This window comes from Sporosarcina saromensis (assembly GCF_033253735.1).
GTDB lineage: Bacteria > Bacillota > Bacilli > Bacillales_A > Planococcaceae > Sporosarcina > Sporosarcina saromensis.
Map to the genome: position 1 here is coordinate 61,279 of NZ_JAUBDI010000007.1, position 19,110 is coordinate 80,388.

The window sequence follows — 19,110 nt, forward strand, 5'->3', positions numbered from 1 at the left end:
CCATATTGAAATCGATTATCAAATACGATCACCATGCAATCACACAATCATTTTTGCCAAAAATTGTGCTTCTCAATCAATTGGAAAACAAACCATTACACACGACGACGTTTTGGTGGGCGGCAACCGTTATGCGGAACCGGAGTTACGTCTCTAATAGCAGTTACTTCAAGACCTGCAGCTTGTAGTGAACGGATAGCAGCTTCACGACCAGCACCTGGTCCTTTAACAGTAACCTCCAAAGACTTTAAGCCGTGCTCCATAGCAGCTTTAGCAGCTGTTTCAGCAGCCATTTGTGCAGCAAACGGAGTTGATTTACGAGATCCTCTGAATCCTAATGCACCTGCACTAGACCAAGAAAGGGCATTCCCGTGGCTATCAGTGATCGTTACGATTGTATTGTTGAACGTCGAACGGATATGTGCAATACCAGTTTCAATATTCTTTTTCACACGACGTTTACGAGTTTGTTGTTTACGTGCCATGTCTACGAAAAACCTCCTTTACCTATTATTTCTTCTTGTTAGCAACTGTCCGTTTAGGACCTTTACGTGTACGTGCGTTGTTTTTCGTGTTTTGTCCACGAACAGGTAATCCACGACGGTGACGGATTCCACGGAAGCTTCCGATTTCCATCAAACGTTTGATGTTTAAAGAAGTTTCACGACGAAGGTCCCCTTCAACTTTCAAACCGTCGATTTGCTCACGGATTTTATCAAGTTCTGCTTCAGTAAGATCGCGAACGCGAGTATCTTCAGAAATACCAGCTTCAGCAAGGATCTTTTGTGCAGTTGTTTTACCAATTCCAAAAATGTATGTCAATGAAATGACTACGCGCTTATCGCGCGGTACGTCTACACCAGCAATACGTGCCATATAGATTGTGCACCTCCCTTTGTATTAGCCTTGTCTTTGTTTATGTTTTGGATTTTCACAGATTACCATTACTCGGCCGCGTCTGCGAATAACTTTACATTTTTCACAGATCGGTTTTACAGATGGCCTTACTTTCATCTTACCCAACCTCCTTCAATATTCCGGAGTTGCAAAAGTTTTATTTGAAACGGTATGTGATACGACCGCGTGTCAAATCATAAGGTGAGAGTTCCATCGTCACTTTGTCACCAGGTAGGATACGGATAAAGTGCATGCGGATCTTGCCTGAAACATGTGCAAGAATCGTATGACCGTTTTCCAATTCCACCTTGAACATCGCGTTCGGCAACGTTTCGACTACGGTACCTTCAACTTCAATTACGTCGTCCTTCGCCATCAATCCTGTCTCCCTTCTATATCCAATAAAGGTCTTAACCATCGAGCGGCAACTGTCGCCTTCAAAGCTTCCTTCAACATATGTCCGGATTGCATGAGTGATGTTCGAAAGACGTCTGTCACACTTCGTTTCCCGTTAGTCAGTCCCCGACTTTTGTTGTGGAAAATCGCATCGGAAAAGACACAAACGACAGGATTGCCGTTGGTGCACTCCAACTTTGCGGAATATTTCCGGACACATTCTACATTATATCCACCGAAATGAATATTTGCATGTACAACGTCCCAAAAACGTTCTACTAGTGGATGATCACCAATTCCTATACCGGGCACCATATGCTTTTGCAGCTCGTTAATTAAACGTTCTTTCCGTGCAATAGTGCGATGCTGCCCACAATATGGCGTGCATGAATTGCGTCCGGAAAGGATCACTGGCCACTCTCTTGTAAGATCGCGTCCAGGTCTTTAAAAACATCATTGATGTCTTTTTGACCATCTATATTCGTCAACACGCCTTTATTGTCATAAAACGCTAAGAGCGGTGCTGTTTGATTCATATTTACTTCCAGACGGTTCGTGACAGTTTCCGGATTGTCATCCGCTCGCTGATAAAGTTCCCCGCCATCCTTGTCACATACACCTTCAACCTTAGGTGGATTGAACTGTAAGTGGTAGGATGTGCCGCATACTTTACAAATTCTGCGACCGGTCAATCTAGCGATAAGTTCATCTTTTTCTACTTTGATGTTAAGCACATGCTCAATTTTCCGTCCCATGTCCAAAAGCAACGCATCGAGTGCTTCTGCTTGAGGAACTGTTCTTGGAAAACCATCAAGTAGGAATCCATTATCACAGTCGGATTTGCTTAATCGTTCACGAACGATACCAATTGTCACTTCATCAGGAACAAGAGCACCTTGATCCATGAACGATTTTGCTTTGACTCCAAGTTCCGTGCCTTCCTGAATAGCAGCACGGAACATATCGCCTGTAGAAATATGAGGGATTTCGTACTTCTCGACAATTTTGTCTGCTTGTGTACCTTTACCGGCACCCGGCAGACCCATTAAGACGATATTCATACGTCTTGCCCTCCATCCGTATTCAAAACAGGAAAACCTGAGTTGAATATTATTTCATGAACCCTTTGTAATGCCTTTTCACAAGTTGTGATTCAAGCTGTTTCATCGTTTCAAGGGCAACCCCGACGACGATTAGCAAGCTTGTTCCTCCAATTTGAAGGGACTGTGGAAGGCTAGCCAAGTTTATGAAAAGAATTGGCATGACTGCAACGACAGCTAGGAAAATCGAGCCGACAAATGTCAGTCTATACAAAGTGCTTGTTAAATAATCTTGCGTGTTTTGACCTGGACGAATGCCAGGAATATACGCGCCTTGTTTCTTCAGATTATCTGCCATGTTTTCCGGATTCACTTGAATGAATGCATAGAAATACGTGAAGGCAAGAATGAGTGCTACATACAAGATCATCCCGATCGGTTCATTGTAATCAAATGTCCGCGCGATGAATTTCGTAACACTGTTTTCTCCAAAGAAATTAGCAATTTGTTGTGGTGTAATGAAGAACGCCACCGCAAAGATTACTGGAATAACTCCTGCAGCATTCAATTTCAATGGCAAGTGAGTTTGTTGTCCAGCCGACGATTGTTGACGACCAGTCATGCGTTTTGCATATTGAATTGGAATTTTACGAAGTGCTTCTTGTACGTAAATCACTCCGACGATGATTGCTAATACAACAATCAACAACAATACCATCATTGCAATACGGATATACAACGCGTCACCCGCATCTTGAATTTGGGATGCATACAACTGTGACAATGACGTTGGAATTGCTGAGACAATTCCCGCAAAGATAATAATGGAAATCCCATTACCAACACCTTTTGCAGTAATTTGCTCACCAAGCCATAGCAAGAAAGAAGTACCCGCAGTTAACACAATCGCAATTACTACATATGTAGCAATTCCTTCATCTTTAATCAACGTACCACCAAACATTTGGTTGAATCCAAATGACATAGCAATCGCTTGAATGAAAGCAAGAACGACTGTGAAATATCTTGTAAATTGCGCAAGCTTCCGTCTACCGACATCGCCTTGCTTCGCCCATTCAGTAAACTTCGGAACAACATCCATCTGCAATAATTGCACAATGATGGAGGCAGTGATGTACGGCATGATTCCCATCGCAAAAATGGAGAACTGACCTAACGCACCACCACCAAATGTGTCCAAGAGGTTAATGAATGAGTTGTTTGACTGTTGTAAAGCCGTGGCATCAACGTTTGGGACTGGAACGAAAGATCCTAGTCTGAATACGATGAGCACTAGTAGTGTGAAAATGATTTTAGACCTGATATCTCTAACGCGCATAAAGTTGGAGATTGTCTGAAACATTAAATCACCTCAGTTTGCCCGCCCGCTTTCTCGATCGCTTCTTTTGCAGAAGCAGAGAATTTATGAGCTTTGACAGTAATCTTTTTCTCAAGAGTCCCATTGCCAAGAATCTTAATTCCTGATTTTTCATTGCTCACGATTCCAGTTTCAATCAACAATTCAGGTGTAACTTCGGTACCTTCGTCAAAACGGTTAAGTACGTCCAAGTTCACGATTGCGTATTCTTTACGGTTAATGTTCGTAAATCCACGCTTCGGAAGTCTTTGGAAAAGTGGAATTTGTCCACCCTCAAATCCAAGACGAACGCCTCCGCCAGAACGAGCGTTTTGCCCTTTATGACCTTTACCGGAAGTTTTCCCTGTACCGGAACCGATTCCACGACCAATGCGTTTACGTGATTTACGTGCGCCTTCAGCTGGTTTCATCTCGTGTAATTTCATCTTATCGGCACCTCCTTATTCTGAAAATCTAACTTATTGTTCTTTAACAGTGACTAAGTGGCTTACTTTATTGATCATGCCACGAATCGCAACATTGTCTTGATGCTCAACTGTTTGATTCATCTTACGTAGACCGAGAGCTTCAACTGTTTTACGTTGTGCCGGCTTTGCGCCGATGACACTTTTCGTAAGGGTGATTTCAAGTTTGTTTGCCATTGTGTTTCCCCCCTTAACCTAACAGTTCTTCTACGGATTTTCCGCGCAATTTAGCAACGTCTTCAGCGCGTTTCAAATTCTTCAATCCTTCAATTGTAGCACGAACCATGTTAATCGGTGTGCTTGATCCTAAGGATTTTGAAAGGATATCCGTGATGCCTGCAAGTTCAAGTACCGCACGGACAGGTCCTCCGGCGATTACTCCTGTACCAGGTGCTGCAGGTTTGATAAGGATTGTTCCTGCACCAAAACGTCCAAGGATTTCGTGCGGAGTCGTTCCTTTAACCATTGGTACTTCGATTAAGTTCTTCTTCGCATCTTCGATCGCTTTACGGATCGCATCTGGAACCTCTTGTGCTTTACCAGTTCCGAAACCGACACGGCCGTTTTTATCACCGACAACGACAAGTGCTGTAAAGCGGAAACGACGTCCACCTTTCACTACTTTCGCTACGCGGTTGATCGTTACTACGCGTTCTTCGAATTCACTTCTATTCTGATCATTACGACGCATGAAATATGTCCCTCCTTCTTAATTAAAATTCCAGACCATTTTCGCGTGCTGCGTCTGCAAGAGCTTTAACACGGCCGTGAAATAAGTATCCGCCACGGTCGAAAACAACCGATTTGACATCTTTTTCAACGGCTTTCTTCGCGATCATTTCGCCAACTTTAGCTGCTGCTTCAGCATTCGCTTTAGAGTCCATTTCGAACCCTTTATCCATAGTGGAAGCACTAGCAATCGTTACGCCAGTTACGTCATCGATTAATTGTGCATAGATATGTTTGTTTGAACGATAAACATTCAAGCGTGGACGCGTTGAAGATCCGCTGATTTTCGTACGCACACGTGCGTGACGTTTTTTACGGACAGCGTTCTTATCTTGTTTCGTAATCATCGTGGTCACTCCTTCCGAATGCCTAAGCGGCATTATTTACCTGTTTTACCTTCTTTACGACGGATTTGTTCGCCTTCGTACTTAATACCTTTACCTTTATAAGGCTCTGGTGGACGTACTTTGCGAATGTTCGACGCTAGAGCACCAACACGTTCTTTATTAATACCGCGAACGATAATTTTTGTATTGGCAGGAACTTCAACTTCAATTCCTTCTTCCGGTGTGAATTCAACCGGGTGAGAGTAACCAACATTCAATACTAGTTTTTGGCCTTGAAGTTGAGCACGGTACCCAACCCCGATCAATTCTAGTGTACGTTCGAATCCTTTAGATACACCAACAACCATGTTGTCTAAAAGTGAACGAGTTGTTCCGTGCATGGAACGGTGTTCTTTAGAATCAGAAGGACGAGTCAACGTAATGATGTTGCCTTCTTGTTCGATTTTAATATCAGCGTTAAATGTATTTGTAAGTTCGCCTTTAGGGCCTTTAACAGTAACTTGGTTATTATCAGCGATTGTAACCGTTACGTTTTCAGGTACCTCGATTGGGCGTTTACCAATTCGGGACATCCTATTGCACCTCCATTCAATTGTTACGGATTACCAAACGTAAGCTACGACTTCTCCGCCTACTTGTTTTGCACGTGCTTCCTTATCAGTAAGGAGACCGTTTGACGTGGATACGAGGGCGATACCTAGGCCATTCAAAACTTTAGGTACTTCATTCGTTTTTGCGTAAACGCGAAGACCAGGTTTTGAAATACGTTTAAGACCAGTGATAACACGCTCGTTGTTTTGACCATATTTAAGGAAAATGCGGATAATGCCTTGTTTGCTATCTTCCACATATTCAACATCGCGAATGAAACCTTCACGCTTTAAGATTTCTGCGATTTCTTTTTTCATGTTTGAAGCAGGTACTTCAAGCTTCTCGTGGCGAACCATGTTCGCGTTACGGATGCGTGTAAGCATGTCTGCAATCGGATCACTCATTGTCATTACATTAACCTCCTTCCCAAGTTAGGGGATTACCAGCTTGCTTTTTTGACGCCAGGAATTTGTCCCTTATATGCGAGTTCGCGGAAACAAATACGGCAAAGTTTGAATTTGCGATATACAGAATGCGGACGACCACAGCGCTCGCAACGTGTATAATCTTGAACTTTGAACTTTGGCGTACGTTTCTGTTTTGCGATCATTGATTTCTTAGCCACGTTTTCGCCTCCCTTTAGTTTACTTTTGGAACGGCATGCCGAACTGCGTTAATAACTCACGTGCTTCTTCATCGGAGTTAGCAGTCGTAACGATGACGATATCCATTCCGCGTACTTTAGATACTTTATCGTAGTCGATTTCAGGGAAAATTAGCTGTTCCTTCACACCAAGTGTGTAGTTACCGCGACCATCGAATGATTTTTTAGAAACACCACGGAAGTCACGTACACGCGGAAGTGAAACTGCAATCAGCTTATCCAGGAATTCGTACATGCGCTCACCACGAAGTGTTACTTTAGCTCCAATCGGCATTCCTTCACGTAGACGGAAACCAGCGATTGATTTCTTCGCTTTTGTAACAACTGGCTTTTGACCGGAAATGATTGTTAGATCTTCCACTGCCGCGTCAAGTGCTTTAGAGTTCTGAACAGCATCACCAACACCCATATTGATGACGATTTTTTCTACTTTAGGTACTTGCATTACTGAACTATATTCAAACTTGCTCATTAGAGCAGGTGTGATTTCTTTTGAAAACTTATCTTTTAATCGGCTCATCAGTTGGACCTCCTTTCATCCATTACTCATTTATCCAGCGCTTCACCGGATTTTTTAGCAATACGAATCTTCTTGCCATCTTCGATTTTGTATCCAACGCGAGTAGGCTCGCCTGTTTTAGGATCGATTGGCATGACATTAGATACATGGATAGCTGCCTCTTGGCTGATAATTCCGCCTTGAGGATTTGCTTGGTTCGGTTTCGTATGTTTCTTTACGATGTTGATACCTTCAACAAGCACGCGATCCTTTTTGGGGAAAGCAGCTAAGATTACGCCGGTCTTACCTTTATCTTTTCCGGTGATGACCATAACTTTATCGCCTTTTTTAACGTGCATTTTATCGCACCTCCTTGATTGGCACTGTCATGTAATTAAAGAACTTCTGGAGCAAGTGAAATGATTTTCATGAAGTTGCTGTCGCGTAGTTCGCGGGCAACAGGTCCGAAAATACGTGTTCCACGTGGACTCTTGTCATCACGGATGATAACACATGCGTTTTCGTCAAACGTAATGTAGGAGCCATCTTTACGACGCACCCCGCTTTTTGTACGGACGATAACAGCTTTGACAACTTCACCTTTCTTGACAACGCCACCAGGTGTTGCTTTTTTCACTGTTACAACAACGACATCACCGATGTTTGCAGTTTTACGACCTGTTCCACCTAGAACTTTAATCGTTAACACTTCACGTGCACCTGAGTTATCGGCAACTTTCATACGACTTTCTTGTTGAATCATTGAGGCTACCTCCTCTCGGAATTTACTTTCCGAACGATATTAGATGATGACCGCTTTTTCGACTACTTCAATGAGGCGGAAACGCTTTGTAGCTGAAAGTGGACGAGTTTCCATAATGCGAACTACGTCGCCGATTTTCGCTTCATTAAGTTCATCATGGGCCTTGAATTTTTTAGAGTACTTTACACGTTTGCCGTATAAAGAGTGTTTTTTGTGTGTTTCTACCATTACGGTAACCGTCTTATCCATTTTGTCAGATACGACACGGCCTGTGTACACTTTGCGCTGGTTACGCTCAGTCATGGCTGCAACCTCCTTCATCAGTTATTTGCACTGATCTCTCTTTGACGTATTACAGTTTTCATGCGCGCAATCGATTTGCGAACTTCACGGATGCGTGCAGTGTTTTCTAATTGTCCTGTCGCTAATTGGAAGCGAAGGTTGAAAAGCTCTTCTTTCAGTGATTTTACCTTTTGCTCGATTTCTGCAGTTGTCAAGTCACGGATTTCTTTAGCTTTCATTAGACTCACCACCAATTTCTTCTCGTTTTACAAACTTGCTCTTAACCGGCAGTTTGTGAGATGCGAGGCGTAGAGCTTCACGAGCAACTTCTTCTGACACACCTGCGATTTCGAACATTACACGACCTGGTTTTACTACTGCAACCCAGCCTTCTACAGCACCTTTACCGGAACCCATCCGGACTTCAAGAGGCTTTTTCGTATATGGCTTGTGTGGGAAGATGTTGATCCAAACTTTACCGCCACGTTTCATGTAACGTGTCATTGCGATACGAGCTGATTCGATTTGTCGGTTTGTAACCCAACCTGATTCAGTTGATTGAAGACCGAATTCACCGAATTGAACAGATGCTCCGCCTTTCGTAGTTCCGCGCATTTTACCACGGAATACACGACGATATTTAACGCGTTTAGGCATTAACATAATTAGTTGCCTCCTTCCTCAGAGTTCTTCTTCACTGGAAGGACTTCTCCCCGGTAGATCCATACTTTTACGCCAAGCTTACCATATGTAGTGTCAGCTTCTGCGTGTGCATAGTCAATGTCTGCACGTAATGTATGAAGGGGAACAGTACCTTCACTATAGTGTTCCGCACGAGCGATGTCAGCACCGCCAAGACGTCCGGATACTTGTGTTTTAATTCCTTTTGCACCAGAACGGATTGTACGTTGAATTGCTTGTTTTTGTGCACGACGGAAAGATACACGGCTTTCTAGTTGGCGAGCAATTGATTCTGCAACCAATTTCGCGTCTAGATCAGCACGCTTGATTTCTACGATGTTGATGTGTACACGCTTGCCAGTAATGTTATTCAAAGCGTTACGAAGTGCTTCTACTTCAGAACCGCCTTTACCGATAACCATACCCGGCTTCGCAGTGTGAATTGTAATATTGACACGCTTTGCAGCACGCTCGATTTCCACTTTGGAAAGTGCAGCGTCAACTAGGCGTTTTTCGATATATTCACGGATTTTCAAGTCTTCGTGTAAAAGGTTTGCATAGTCTTTTTCAGCATACCATTTAGAATCCCAATCACGAATGACACCAACCCGTAAACCATTAGGATGTACTTTTTGACCCACGAATTACCCCTCCTTCTTTTCGGATACCACTACAGTGATGTGGCTAGTACGTTTATTAATCGCACTTGCACGACCTTGTGCACGTGGACGGAAACGTTTCATTGTTGGACCTTCATCAACGAATACTTCGCTGACTACAAGGTTCTCAACATCCATTTCATAGTTGTGTTCAGCATTAGCGATTGCTGATTTCAATACCTTTTCTACAACCGGAGATGCCGCTTTAGGCGTCAGGCGTAGAATCGCGACAGCTTCACCGATTTTCTTGCCCCGGATAAGATCAACGACCAAACGGACTTTGCGAGGAGCAATACGGACTGTGCGGGCAGTAGCTTTTGCTTGTTGCATCAGATTAACCTCCTCTCAATTAACGTCTTGTTTTCTTATCGTCAGCGCCATGACCTTTGTATGTGCGCGTAGGTACGAATTCACCTAGTTTGTGACCAACCATATCTTCAGTCACATAGACAGGTACGTGTTTGCGTCCGTCGTAAACTGCAATCGTCAATCCGATGAAAGATGGGAAGATTGTAGAACGGCGTGACCAAGTTTTAATGACCTGCTTTTTCTGTGCATCTTTTTGAGCATCGACCTTTTTCATTAGATGATCATCTGCAAAAGGTCCTTTTTTCAAGCTGCGGCCCATGTAGAAACCTCCCTCCGTGATGATCGTACTACGGTCCTTTCAACGAACCGCAGTGTCACCACATTATTTTTTACGGCGACGAACAATAAGTTTGTCGGATTTGTTGTTTTTCTTACGTGTTTTGTAACCAAGAGCTGGTTTACCCCAAGGTGTAACAGGGCTTGGACGACCGATTGGCGTACGTCCTTCACCACCACCGTGTGGGTGATCGTTAGGGTTCATGACAGATCCACGTACAGTTGGGCGTTTACCCATCCAACGAGAACGACCTGCTTTACCGATGTTGATCAATTCGTGTTGCTCGTTACCTACTTGACCGATTGTAGCGCGGCAAGTTGATAAGATCATACGAACTTCTCCTGATTGTAGACGGATGATGACATATTTGCCTTCACGACCTAGTAGTTGTGCAGAAGTTCCTGCAGAACGTACCAATTGTCCACCTTTACCAGGTTTTAGCTCAATGTTATGGATAGTAGAACCCATTGGGATGTTTTCAAGTGGTAGTGTGTTACCTACTTTGATATCCGCTTCTGGACCTGACATTACTGTCATTCCTACTTGTAATCCTTTTGGAGCTAGGATGTAACGTTTTTCCCCATCAGCATAGTTGATTAGGGCAATGTTTGCAGAACGGTTTGGATCGTATTCGATCGTAGCAACGCGTCCTGGAATGCCATCTTTCCGACGTTGGAAATCGATGACACGGTATTGGCGCTTGTGGCCTCCACCTTGGTGACGAACAGTCATTCTACCTTGGTTGTTACGTCCGCCTTTACGCTTGAGTGGTTCAAGCAATGATTTTTCCGGCTTTGTAGCTGTAATTTCAGCAAAGTCAGAAGAAGTCATGTTACGACGTCCGTTGGAGGTAGGTTTGTATTTCTTAATCGCCATTTGTGTTCCCTCCTTCGTTTATTTACGTTTCAATTACATTTCGAAAAGTTCGATGTCTTTAGAGTCAGCAGTCAATGTAACAATCGCTTTACGACGTTTGTTAGTGTATCCTGCATGTTTGCCCATACGCTTGAACTTACCTTTGTAGTTCTGAACGTTGACTTTCTCTACTTTTACTCCGAAGATTTCTTCTACAGCTTGCTTAACGTGTGTTTTGTTAGCGCGCGTATCTACTTCGAAAGTGTATTTCTTAAGTTCCATTTGTTCTGAAGAACGCTCGGTAATGACCGGACGTTTTAGTACATCACGTGCTTCCATTAACCAAGCACCTCCTCAATTTTCTGTACAGCATCTTTTGTTACAACAAGGTTGTCATGTGCAACGATGTCAAGAACGTTGATGCCGTTAGCAGTAACTACGCTAACTCCAGGAATGTTACGAGCAGACAATGCTACCGCTTCATCTAAATCAGCTGTTACGAATAACGCTTTTTTATTAATTGAAAGATCTTTAAGAACTTTCGTGAATTCTTTTGTCTTTGGTGCATCGAATGTAAGGCTATCTAACACGATGATTTCTTCATCGCGAACTTTCGTAGAAAGCGCAGATAGAAGTGCCAAACGACGAACTTTCTTAGGAAGCTTGTAGCTGTAGCTTCTTGGAGATGGTCCGAATACGATACCGCCTCCACGCCATTGTGGTGAACGGATTGAACCTTGACGTGCACGACCAGTTCCTTTTTGGCGCCATGGTTTACGGCCACCACCAGCAACTTCCGCGCGAGTTTTTGCTTTATGATTACCTTGGCGTAACGATGAACGTTGTTGAACCAAAGCTTCAAATAATACAGCTTCATTTGGCTCGATTCCGAAGATCGCTTCGCTCAATTCGATATCGCCAACTGAAGAACCTGTTTGACTTAGTACGGATACTTTAGGCATTTTTGTTTCCTCCTTCCTTAAGAATTAGTTCCCTTTAATTGCGCTTTTCACTTGGATAAGTGATTTACGTGCGCCTGGAACGTTACCTTTGATTAGTAGCAAGTTACGCTCAGCGTCAACTCGTACGATTTCAAGGTTTTGGATCGTAATTGTGTCTCCACCAGTACGTCCTGGTAATTTCTTCCCTTTGAATACACGTTGTCCGTCAACCGCACCTAGTGAACCTGGTGCACGGTGGAAACGAGAACCGTGACTCATTGGTCCGCGTGAGAATCCGTGGCGCTTAATAACACCTTGGAACCCTTTACCTTTTGATACTCCTGTAATATCGACAATATCGCCTTCTGCGAATGTATCGACTTTGACTTCCTGACCAACTTCGTACCCATTAACGTCTCCGCGGAATTCGCGAATGAAGCGCTTAGGTGCCGTTTCAGCTTTAGCAACGTGTCCTTTTTCAGGTTTGTTCGCTAGCTTTTCACGTTTGTCGTCGAATCCAAGCTGGATTGCTTCGTAACCGTCCGTTTCAATAGTCTTCTTTTGAAGAACTACGTTTGGAGCAGCTTCAATCACAGTTACTGGAATGAGATCGCCGTTTTCAGCAAAAATTTGCGTCATACCGACTTTTCTCCCTAAGATTCCTTTGGTCATTTGTCACACCTCCTGAATTTGATTAGTTTTATTTTTATCGATTAAAGTTTGATTTCAATGTCAACGCCAGATGGTAAATCAAGTTTCATTAACGCATCAACAGTTTGTGGTGTTGGGTTAACGATATCGATTAGACGTTTGTGCGTACGCATTTCAAACTGCTCGCGCGAATCTTTGTACTTATGTACCGCACGAAGTACTGTATAAACAGATCTTTCAGTTGGAAGAGGTATCGGACCTGATACGCTTGCACCTGAACGTTTTGCTGTTTCTACAATTTTTTCAGCTGACTGATCAAGAATTCTGTGATCATATGCTTTTAAACGGATACGAATCTTCTGTTTTGCCATTACTTTCCCTCCTTTTCGCCTATTTTCTAGACATTCTCCACGAAAATTTCCCACACACATGCCATGGCAAAGCGGCCGGGTGTGTCGGCAACCTCTCGCTTCATCGCAGTCAAAGACCAACATTCAACATTATACACAAGGAAATAGAATCTCGCAAGTCTTTTGGCGAAATTCTTTCTCAAGCTTTTTTATTATAATAGGATATATTATTTTTTTCAACTGTTATGAGGGAGTAAAGATTGGAAATACGCGATTCGCTGCCTAATTTGATTGCTATTCAACTTGTCCATTTTGAATTAGCTTCACACAAATGATACTTAATTTAATCAGTAGAATGAATGCGATGATACATACGCTAGATAGGAATTTACACTGCGCACCACCATTGAATAATCTAAAGCATTTAAAGTAAGGAGGAATATAGATATTAGATTGACGAAGAGTTGATCATGATTGCGTTCGACAGCGCGTAAAGAGGAGATAATGCTTTTTATTTGTAGCTAGTGTTTTTTCAAATAAACCGCATAATTCTTTAATTCTCCGCAAAATTTGTTAGATTTCAGCATATTTAGCTAGAAGAGCGCATAGTACTGTAGTTTTCCTCATATTACTGCAAAACGCCGCAATACTTGGAATCACTCAGCGTACTAGTGAGATGCAGCGGAATTCATATAGATGCTTTGACTTTTTAGTAAGGGTATTCTTTCGCGATATGATGATTTAGGTAAAAGTTGGCTTCGATGACTATTGTTTTCTTATAGAAGAACGGTAGATGCTTGTGTTGCTTGGTTCTTTAAAGACTGACTAAGAAAATAGCGCTTAATAGATTCAATCAAACATTTTGCTAGTACCGCGCGGCAGTTGGTTGATCGGTAAATTCTCTGGTCGCGCTAAATGGGCTTTGACAAATTAACGGTTTGGTTGGAGAGGAATACTAATATGGAAGGATTTTGAGGGGTTATGCGGTGTTTCCTGTGGTTATGCTGTGTTCTGAGGAGTTTATGCCGCGTTTAAGATGATTATGCGGTGTTCTGAAGAGTTTTGCCGCGTTCGAAGTGATTATGCGGTGTTCTGAGGAGTTTTGCCGCGTTTGAAGTGATTATGCGGTGTTCTGAGGAGTTTTGCCGCGTTTGAAGTGATTATGCGGTGTTCTGAGGAGTTTTGCCGCGATTGAGGCGATTATGCCGCGTTACAGAGAAATATGCGGCGTTTGATGCGAATATGCTGCGTTACAGAGAAATATGCTGCGTTTGATGGGATTATGCCGGGTTACAGGGGAATATGCTGCATTTGATGCGATTTTGCGGCGTTCTATGGAAATATGCTTTGCATGAGGCGAATATCCGACGTTCCAAGAAAATACATTGTGATTTAATTGATTATAAGTCGATCGAAAAAGTTTCGAGCTTACTAGCATGTTTAATGAAGATTCTATGGAACACGCTAATCACCCCAAAATAAAAACCCCGCATATGCGGGGTTTTAGTTTGAAAAGGATTACTTTTCGATTGTTGCTACAACGCCAGCTCCAACTGTACGTCCACCTTCACGGATTGAGAATTTAGTTCCTTCTTCAATCGCGATTGGAGAGATTAGTTCAACTGTCATTTCAACGTTGTCGCCAGGCATAACCATTTCCACGCCTTCTGGAAGTTGGATGATACCAGTTACGTCAGTTGTACGGAAGTAGAACTGAGGGCGGTAGTTAGAGAAGAATGGAGTGTGACGTCCACCTTCTTCTTTTGATAGAACGTATACTTCTGATTTGAATTTAGTGTGTGGTGTGATTGTACCTGGTTTAGCAAGTACTTGACCACGCTCGATGTCTTCACGTGCTACACCACGAAGAAGTGCACCGATGTTGTCTCCAGCTTCTGCATAGTCAAGAAGCTTACGGAACATTTCAACACCTGTTACAGTTGTTGATTTTGGCTCTTCAGTCAAACCGATGATTTCAACTACATCGCCGACTTTAACTACTCCACGCTCTACACGTCCAGTAGCAACTGTACCACGACCAGTGATTGAGAATACGTCCTCAACTGGCATCATGAATGGTTTTTCAGTGTCACGTGGTGGTGTTGGGATGTACTCGTCAACAGCGTTCATAAGCTCAACGATTTTCTCTTCCCACTCAGGCTCACCTTCAAGAGCTTTAAGAGCAGAACCTTTGATAACTGGTAGGTCATCGCCAGGGAACTCGTACTCAGAAAGAAGGTCACGGATTTCCATTTCAACTAGTTCAAGAAGTTCTTCGTCGTCTACCATGTCACATTTGTTCATGAATACAACAAGGTAAGGAACACCTACTTGACGTGAAAGAAGGATGTGCTCACGAGTTTGTGGCATTGGGCCGTCAGCTGCAGATACAACTAGGATCCCGCCGTCCATTTGTGCTGCACCAGTGATCATGTTTTTAACATAGTCAGCGTGACCTGGGCAGTCAACGTGTGCGTAGTGACGAGTTTCAGTTTCGTACTCGATGTGTGAAGTATTGATTGTAATACCACGCTCTTTTTCTTCTGGAGCGTTGTCTACGTCAGCGTATGATTTCGCTTCTCCACCCATTCTTTTTGAAAGAACTGTTGCGATTGCAGCAGTCAAAGTTGTTTTACCATGGTCAACGTGACCAATTGTTCCGACGTTAGCATGCTGTTTGGAACGATCGAATTTTTCTTTACCCATTATGGAATTCCTCCTTAAAAATATGAATGTTTTTAGCTTTATTGGTATGGATGCTGAAGAGAAAATTCCCTTCAACTATCCATATCTTACAAGTAATCATCTAGAGAAACAAGGATGAATTGTTATTATGCACCTTTATTTTTCTTGATAACTTCTTCTGCAATTGATTTCGGTACATCTTCGTAGTGATCGAACGACATGGAGAATACTCCACGACCTTGCGTGTTTGAACGAAGAGCTGTTGCATATCCGAACATTTCTGCAAGTGGAACCATTGCACGAACAACTTGTGCGTTACCACGAGCGTCCATACCTTCCACGCGACCACGGCGTGACGTGATGTCACCCATGATGTCGCCCAAGTATTCTTCCGGAATGATTACTTCTACTTTCATCATTGGCTCAAGAAGAACTGGGTTACATTTTGCAGCGGCATTTTTAAGTGCCATGGAAGCAGCGATCTTGAACGCCATCTCGTTGGAATCGACATCGTGGTAAGAACCATCGAAAAGACGAGCTTTAACGTCAATTAACGGATAACCAGCAAGAACACCATTGTTTAGTGAGTCACGAAGACCAGCTTCAACGGAAGGAATGTATTCACGAGGAACAACCCCACCGACGATACCGTTCGTGAATTCGAAGCCTTTTCCTTCTTCGTTTGGAGAGAATTCAATCCAAACGTGTCCGAATTGACCACGACCACCTGATTGACGTACGAACTTACCTTCAACTTCCGCAGCGCCACGGAATGTTTCACGATAAGATACTTGTGGTGCACCAACGTTTGCTTCGACTTTGAACTCACGACGTAGACGGTCAACGATGATATCAAGGTGAAGTTCACCCATACCAGCGATGATTACTTCGCCTGTTTCTTGGTCAGTGTGCGCACGGAAAGTTGGATCTTCTTCTTGCAGTTTTGCAAGGGCAGTACCCATCTTGTCTTGGTCACCTTTTGTTTTTGGTTCGATTGCAACAGAGATAACCGGCTCTGGGAATTCCATGGACTCAAGGATGATTGGTGCTTTGTCGTCACAAAGTGTGTCACCTGTTCCAGTATCTTTTAAGCCGACTGCAGCTGCAATTTCACCAGCATGTACTTCAGCGATCTCTTCACGGTGGTTTGCGTGCATTTGAAGGATACGTCCTACACGTTCACGCTTACCTTTTGTAGAGTTCTTTACATAAGAACCTGATTGAAGAACACCAGAGTATACGCGGAAGAATGTAAGCTTACCAACGTAAGGGTCTGTCATAACTTTGAATGCCAATGCAGAGAATGGCTCTTCATCGCTAGCATGACGCTCTTCTTCTTCTTCAGTATCAGGGTTGATACCTTGCATTGAAAGGATATCAGTTGGTGCTGGTAAGTAATCGACAACTGCGTCAAGTACTAATTGAACACCTTTATTTTTGAATGCAGTACCGCAAACTACTGGGTAGAATTCTACCGCTAGTGTCGCTTTACGGATTGCAGTTTTGATTTCTTCTACTGAAAGCGTTTCGCCGCCAAGGTATTTTTCCATAAGATCTTCATCGAAGTCAACAATTGCTTCGATTAACTTCTCACGGTACTCTTCAGCTTGTGCTTGATATTCTTCAGGAATATCGCCCACTTCAACGTTCATACCCGTATCATCCGGATAGAAGTTTGCTTTCATTTCGATCAAGTCGATAATTCCAGAGAATGTATCTTCTGAACCGATTGGAAGTTGGATTGGATGTGCATTTGCTTGCAAGCGATCATGTAGAGTGCTTACAGAGTAAAGGAAATCCGCACCTGTCTTGTCCATTTTGTTAACGAAAACTAGACGTGGTACGCCGTAGTTTGTCGCTTGACGCCATACTGTTTCTGTTTGCGGTTCAACACCCGATTGAGCGTCAAGTACCGTTACAGCACCATCCAATACACGTAGAGAACGTTCAACTTCAACTGTGAAGTCAACGTGACCCGGAGTATCGATGATGTTTACGCGATGGCCTTTCCAACTAGCTGTTGTCGCAGCAGATGTGATTGTGATTCCACGCTCTTGCTCCTGCTCCATCCAGTCCATTTGGGAAGCACCTTCGTGTGTTTCTCCAATTTTATGGATCTTACCTGTGTAATAAAGGATCCGCTCAGTCGTTGTTGTCTTACCAGCGTCGATGTGAGCCATGATACCAATGTTACGAGTATTCTCAAGGGAGAACTCTCTAGCCATTTTGTATAACTCCTTCCGTTTCGGATTAAGGTGTTAAGAGACCATCCGATCTTACCAGCGATAGTGAGCGAATGCTTTGTTGGCTTCAGCCATTTTATGCATTTCTTCACGGCGTTTCACGGATGCACCTGTGTTGTTAGAAGCGTCAAGGATTTCATTCGCAAGACGTTCTTCCATTGTTTTCTCACCGCGTGTGCGAGAGTAGTTCACAAGGTAACGTAATCCGAGAGTCGTACGGCGCTCAGGACGAACTTCAACCGGAACTTGATAGTTAGCACCACCGACACGGCGAGCACGTACTTCAAGTACAGGCATAACGTTGTTCAAAGCAGCTTCAAATACTTCAATTGGATCTTTTCCAGAACGTTCTTTAACAAGTTCGAACGCACCATAGAGGATTTTTTGGGATGTACCTTTTTTACCGTCTACCATCATTTTGTTGATAAGACGAGTTACAAGCTTGGAATTGTAAATCGGATCTGGTAATACGTCACGTTTTGCAACAGGACCTTTACGAGGCATATTGTTTTCCTCCTTTCGAAATAATCATTTCGTAAGTATCATTAGTTTTTCTTTTCTTTAGGGCGTTTTGCTCCATATAGAGAACGGCTTTGCATACGGCCAGTAACACCAGCAGTATCAAGTGCACCACGTACGATATGGTAACGAACACCCGGTAAGTCTTTTACACGTCCTCCACGGATAAGAACAACGCTGTGTTCTTGAAGGTTGTGTCCTTCACCAGGGATATATGCGTTAACTTCCAAAGTGTTTGTCAAACGAACACGCGCATATTTACGAAGAGCCGAGTTTGGTTTCTTCGGAGTCATTGTACCCACACGAGTACAAACACCTCTTTTTTGTGGCGAGTTGACGTTTGTCATCGACTTTTTGAAGCTGTTATAGCTTTTTCCTAGAGCTGGAGCCTTTGAATTGTCCGATTTCGATTTACGAGGTTTGCGGACTAATTGATTAATTGTAGGCATTGGATTTCCTCCTTTCACTGTGCTTTTGTAAGACCACACATCCAGGTGGTTCATTTTTGGGGTAAAAACAAAGTCTTTGTGTTTCTAACAACACAAAAACTACTATACAGTAATGGCGACTACAGCCGTACCGACTTGAATGCCGCATGTTCGACCAAGCTTTTCCCTTGAGTCGACATAATTTACTTGGACACCTCGGAGTTTCGCTTCTTCTAAGACAGAAGCAACGAGTTTCTCTTCAGCATCTTTGGCAATAACGACTTCTTTTACTACGCCTGTCTTTATCGCTTTAACCGTTTGCTTTGTACCGATGATCGTCTTCTTTGCCTGTTCGACTTTTTCGTAAGACATAACGTACATCCTCCAAAGTACAGACATTCA

33 protein-coding genes are annotated in these 19,110 nt (G+C 43.2%); all 33 read right to left on the reverse strand.

Going from position 1 to position 19,110, the window contains the following annotated elements; translation table 11 throughout:
• Nucleotides 1-95: 95 nt before the first annotated feature.
• The 33 genes from rpsK to QT711_RS09370 all read right to left on the reverse strand — a co-directional run bounded on the left by rpsK (nt 96) and on the right by QT711_RS09370 (nt 19,080).
• Nucleotides 96-485 (reverse strand): 30S ribosomal protein S11, encoded by a 390-nt coding sequence (gene rpsK, locus QT711_RS09210; protein WP_239430248.1) that lies wholly within the window; start codon nt 483-485, stop codon nt 96-98.
• Nucleotides 486-510: 25 nt separating this feature from the next.
• On the reverse strand, nt 511-876 hold the full coding sequence (rpsM, locus tag QT711_RS09215) for a 30S ribosomal protein S13 (RefSeq protein WP_317943661.1): 366 nt from the start codon (nt 874-876) through the stop codon (nt 511-513).
• A 24-nt stretch (nt 877-900) separates the two neighbouring features.
• Nucleotides 901-1,014, reverse strand: a complete 114-nt coding sequence (rpmJ, locus tag QT711_RS09220) for a 50S ribosomal protein L36 (RefSeq protein WP_076758849.1) — start codon at nt 1,012-1,014, stop codon at nt 901-903.
• Between the two features lie 40 nt (nt 1,015-1,054).
• Nucleotides 1,055-1,273, reverse strand: a complete 219-nt coding sequence (gene infA, locus QT711_RS09225) for a translation initiation factor IF-1 (protein WP_060203457.1) — start codon at nt 1,271-1,273, stop codon at nt 1,055-1,057.
• Nucleotides 1,273-1,608 carry a hypothetical protein gene (locus tag QT711_RS09230; protein ID WP_317943662.1) on the reverse strand — a complete coding sequence of 112 codons (336 nt, stop codon included), beginning with the start codon at nt 1,606-1,608 and terminating at the stop codon, nt 1,273-1,275. Before QT711_RS09230 ends, infA begins: the two co-directional genes overlap by 1 nt.
• A 92-nt stretch (nt 1,609-1,700) precedes the next feature.
• A complete protein-coding gene (locus QT711_RS09235) occupies nt 1,701-2,354 on the reverse strand; it encodes an adenylate kinase (protein ID WP_317943664.1) in 654 nt (217 codons plus the stop codon).
• A gap of 49 nt (nt 2,355-2,403) precedes the next feature.
• Nucleotides 2,404-3,696: a preprotein translocase subunit SecY gene (gene secY / locus QT711_RS09240; RefSeq protein WP_317943666.1), complete on the reverse strand. Its 1,293-nt coding sequence runs from the start codon at nt 3,694-3,696 to the stop codon at nt 2,404-2,406.
• Nucleotides 3,696-4,136, reverse strand: coding sequence for a 50S ribosomal protein L15 (gene rplO, locus QT711_RS09245; RefSeq protein ID WP_317943668.1), 441 nt, complete (start codon nt 4,134-4,136; stop codon nt 3,696-3,698). The genes secY and rplO overlap by 1 nt, the downstream gene beginning before the upstream one ends.
• A 33-nt stretch (nt 4,137-4,169) precedes the next feature.
• On the reverse strand, nt 4,170-4,352 hold the full coding sequence (gene rpmD / locus QT711_RS09250; RefSeq protein WP_317943670.1) for a 50S ribosomal protein L30: 183 nt from the start codon (nt 4,350-4,352) through the stop codon (nt 4,170-4,172).
• A 13-nt stretch (nt 4,353-4,365) separates the two neighbouring features.
• Nucleotides 4,366-4,866, reverse strand: a complete 501-nt coding sequence (rpsE, locus tag QT711_RS09255; RefSeq protein ID WP_317943672.1) for a 30S ribosomal protein S5 — start codon at nt 4,864-4,866, stop codon at nt 4,366-4,368.
• A gap of 22 nt (nt 4,867-4,888) precedes the next feature.
• Nucleotides 4,889-5,251 carry a 50S ribosomal protein L18 gene (gene rplR / locus QT711_RS09260; RefSeq protein WP_317943674.1) on the reverse strand — a complete coding sequence of 121 codons (363 nt, stop codon included), beginning with the start codon at nt 5,249-5,251 and terminating at the stop codon, nt 4,889-4,891.
• A gap of 32 nt (nt 5,252-5,283) precedes the next feature.
• Entirely contained in the window at nt 5,284-5,823 is a 540-nt protein-coding gene (rplF, locus tag QT711_RS09265; RefSeq protein WP_317943675.1) for a 50S ribosomal protein L6, read from the reverse strand.
• Nucleotides 5,824-5,853: 30 nt separating this feature from the next.
• Nucleotides 5,854-6,252 (reverse strand): 30S ribosomal protein S8, encoded by a 399-nt coding sequence (gene rpsH / locus QT711_RS09270; protein ID WP_317943676.1) that lies wholly within the window; start codon nt 6,250-6,252, stop codon nt 5,854-5,856.
• 29 nt (nt 6,253-6,281) lie between these two features.
• Nucleotides 6,282-6,467, reverse strand: coding sequence for a 30S ribosomal protein S14 (gene rpsN, locus QT711_RS09275; RefSeq protein ID WP_020062302.1), 186 nt, complete (start codon nt 6,465-6,467; stop codon nt 6,282-6,284).
• A gap of 19 nt (nt 6,468-6,486) precedes the next feature.
• Nucleotides 6,487-7,026 carry a 50S ribosomal protein L5 gene (gene rplE / locus QT711_RS09280; protein WP_317943677.1) on the reverse strand — a complete coding sequence of 180 codons (540 nt, stop codon included), beginning with the start codon at nt 7,024-7,026 and terminating at the stop codon, nt 6,487-6,489.
• 26 nt (nt 7,027-7,052) lie between these two features.
• Nucleotides 7,053-7,364: a 50S ribosomal protein L24 gene (gene rplX, locus QT711_RS09285; protein ID WP_317943679.1), complete on the reverse strand. Its 312-nt coding sequence runs from the start codon at nt 7,362-7,364 to the stop codon at nt 7,053-7,055.
• Nucleotides 7,365-7,399: 35 nt separating this feature from the next.
• The gene (rplN, locus tag QT711_RS09290) at nt 7,400-7,768 is read right to left on the reverse strand and encodes a 50S ribosomal protein L14 (protein ID WP_317943681.1); all 369 of its coding nucleotides are present in this window, start codon (nt 7,766-7,768) and stop codon (nt 7,400-7,402) included.
• 39 nt (nt 7,769-7,807) lie between these two features.
• A complete protein-coding gene (gene rpsQ / locus QT711_RS09295) occupies nt 7,808-8,071 on the reverse strand; it encodes a 30S ribosomal protein S17 (RefSeq protein ID WP_147057446.1) in 264 nt (87 codons plus the stop codon).
• Between the two features lie 17 nt (nt 8,072-8,088).
• Complete coding sequence (rpmC, locus tag QT711_RS09300) at nt 8,089-8,289, reverse strand: 50S ribosomal protein L29 (RefSeq protein WP_009499049.1); 201 nt, start codon at nt 8,287-8,289, stop codon at nt 8,089-8,091.
• Nucleotides 8,279-8,713 (reverse strand): 50S ribosomal protein L16, encoded by a 435-nt coding sequence (rplP, locus tag QT711_RS09305; protein WP_317943685.1) that lies wholly within the window; start codon nt 8,711-8,713, stop codon nt 8,279-8,281. Before rplP ends, rpmC begins: the two co-directional genes overlap by 11 nt.
• 2 nt (nt 8,714-8,715) lie before the next feature.
• On the reverse strand, nt 8,716-9,372 hold the full coding sequence (gene rpsC, locus QT711_RS09310; RefSeq protein ID WP_317943687.1) for a 30S ribosomal protein S3: 657 nt from the start codon (nt 9,370-9,372) through the stop codon (nt 8,716-8,718).
• A gap of 3 nt (nt 9,373-9,375) precedes the next feature.
• Nucleotides 9,376-9,720, reverse strand: coding sequence for a 50S ribosomal protein L22 (gene rplV / locus QT711_RS09315; protein ID WP_317943689.1), 345 nt, complete (start codon nt 9,718-9,720; stop codon nt 9,376-9,378).
• Nucleotides 9,721-9,739: 19 nt separating this feature from the next.
• Nucleotides 9,740-10,018, reverse strand: a complete 279-nt coding sequence (gene rpsS, locus QT711_RS09320) for a 30S ribosomal protein S19 (protein ID WP_060203421.1) — start codon at nt 10,016-10,018, stop codon at nt 9,740-9,742.
• 63 nt (nt 10,019-10,081) lie between these two features.
• Nucleotides 10,082-10,912 carry a 50S ribosomal protein L2 gene (gene rplB / locus QT711_RS09325; protein ID WP_317943690.1) on the reverse strand — a complete coding sequence of 277 codons (831 nt, stop codon included), beginning with the start codon at nt 10,910-10,912 and terminating at the stop codon, nt 10,082-10,084.
• 33 nt (nt 10,913-10,945) lie between these two features.
• Nucleotides 10,946-11,230 carry a 50S ribosomal protein L23 gene (gene rplW / locus QT711_RS09330; RefSeq protein ID WP_248510330.1) on the reverse strand — a complete coding sequence of 95 codons (285 nt, stop codon included), beginning with the start codon at nt 11,228-11,230 and terminating at the stop codon, nt 10,946-10,948.
• Nucleotides 11,230-11,853, reverse strand: a complete 624-nt coding sequence (rplD, locus tag QT711_RS09335) for a 50S ribosomal protein L4 (RefSeq protein WP_317943694.1) — start codon at nt 11,851-11,853, stop codon at nt 11,230-11,232. Before rplD ends, rplW begins: the two co-directional genes overlap by 1 nt.
• A gap of 24 nt (nt 11,854-11,877) precedes the next feature.
• Nucleotides 11,878-12,504: a 50S ribosomal protein L3 gene (gene rplC, locus QT711_RS09340; RefSeq protein WP_317943696.1), complete on the reverse strand. Its 627-nt coding sequence runs from the start codon at nt 12,502-12,504 to the stop codon at nt 11,878-11,880.
• A 41-nt stretch (nt 12,505-12,545) separates the two neighbouring features.
• A complete protein-coding gene (gene rpsJ, locus QT711_RS09345; protein WP_060203412.1) occupies nt 12,546-12,854 on the reverse strand; it encodes a 30S ribosomal protein S10 in 309 nt (102 codons plus the stop codon).
• Between the two features lie 1,497 nt (nt 12,855-14,351).
• Complete coding sequence (tuf, locus tag QT711_RS09350; protein WP_317943698.1) at nt 14,352-15,539, reverse strand: elongation factor Tu; 1,188 nt, start codon at nt 15,537-15,539, stop codon at nt 14,352-14,354.
• Between the two features lie 125 nt (nt 15,540-15,664).
• Nucleotides 15,665-17,743: an elongation factor G gene (gene fusA, locus QT711_RS09355; protein WP_317943700.1), complete on the reverse strand. Its 2,079-nt coding sequence runs from the start codon at nt 17,741-17,743 to the stop codon at nt 15,665-15,667.
• Nucleotides 17,744-17,794: 51 nt separating this feature from the next.
• Entirely contained in the window at nt 17,795-18,265 is a 471-nt protein-coding gene (rpsG, locus tag QT711_RS09360; RefSeq protein ID WP_207959161.1) for a 30S ribosomal protein S7, read from the reverse strand.
• A gap of 41 nt (nt 18,266-18,306) precedes the next feature.
• Nucleotides 18,307-18,729 (reverse strand): 30S ribosomal protein S12, encoded by a 423-nt coding sequence (rpsL, locus tag QT711_RS09365; protein WP_317943702.1) that lies wholly within the window; start codon nt 18,727-18,729, stop codon nt 18,307-18,309.
• 102 nt (nt 18,730-18,831) lie between these two features.
• Nucleotides 18,832-19,080 (reverse strand): ribosomal L7Ae/L30e/S12e/Gadd45 family protein, encoded by a 249-nt coding sequence (locus QT711_RS09370; protein ID WP_317943703.1) that lies wholly within the window; start codon nt 19,078-19,080, stop codon nt 18,832-18,834.
• Between the last annotated feature and the right edge of the window lie 30 nt (nt 19,081-19,110).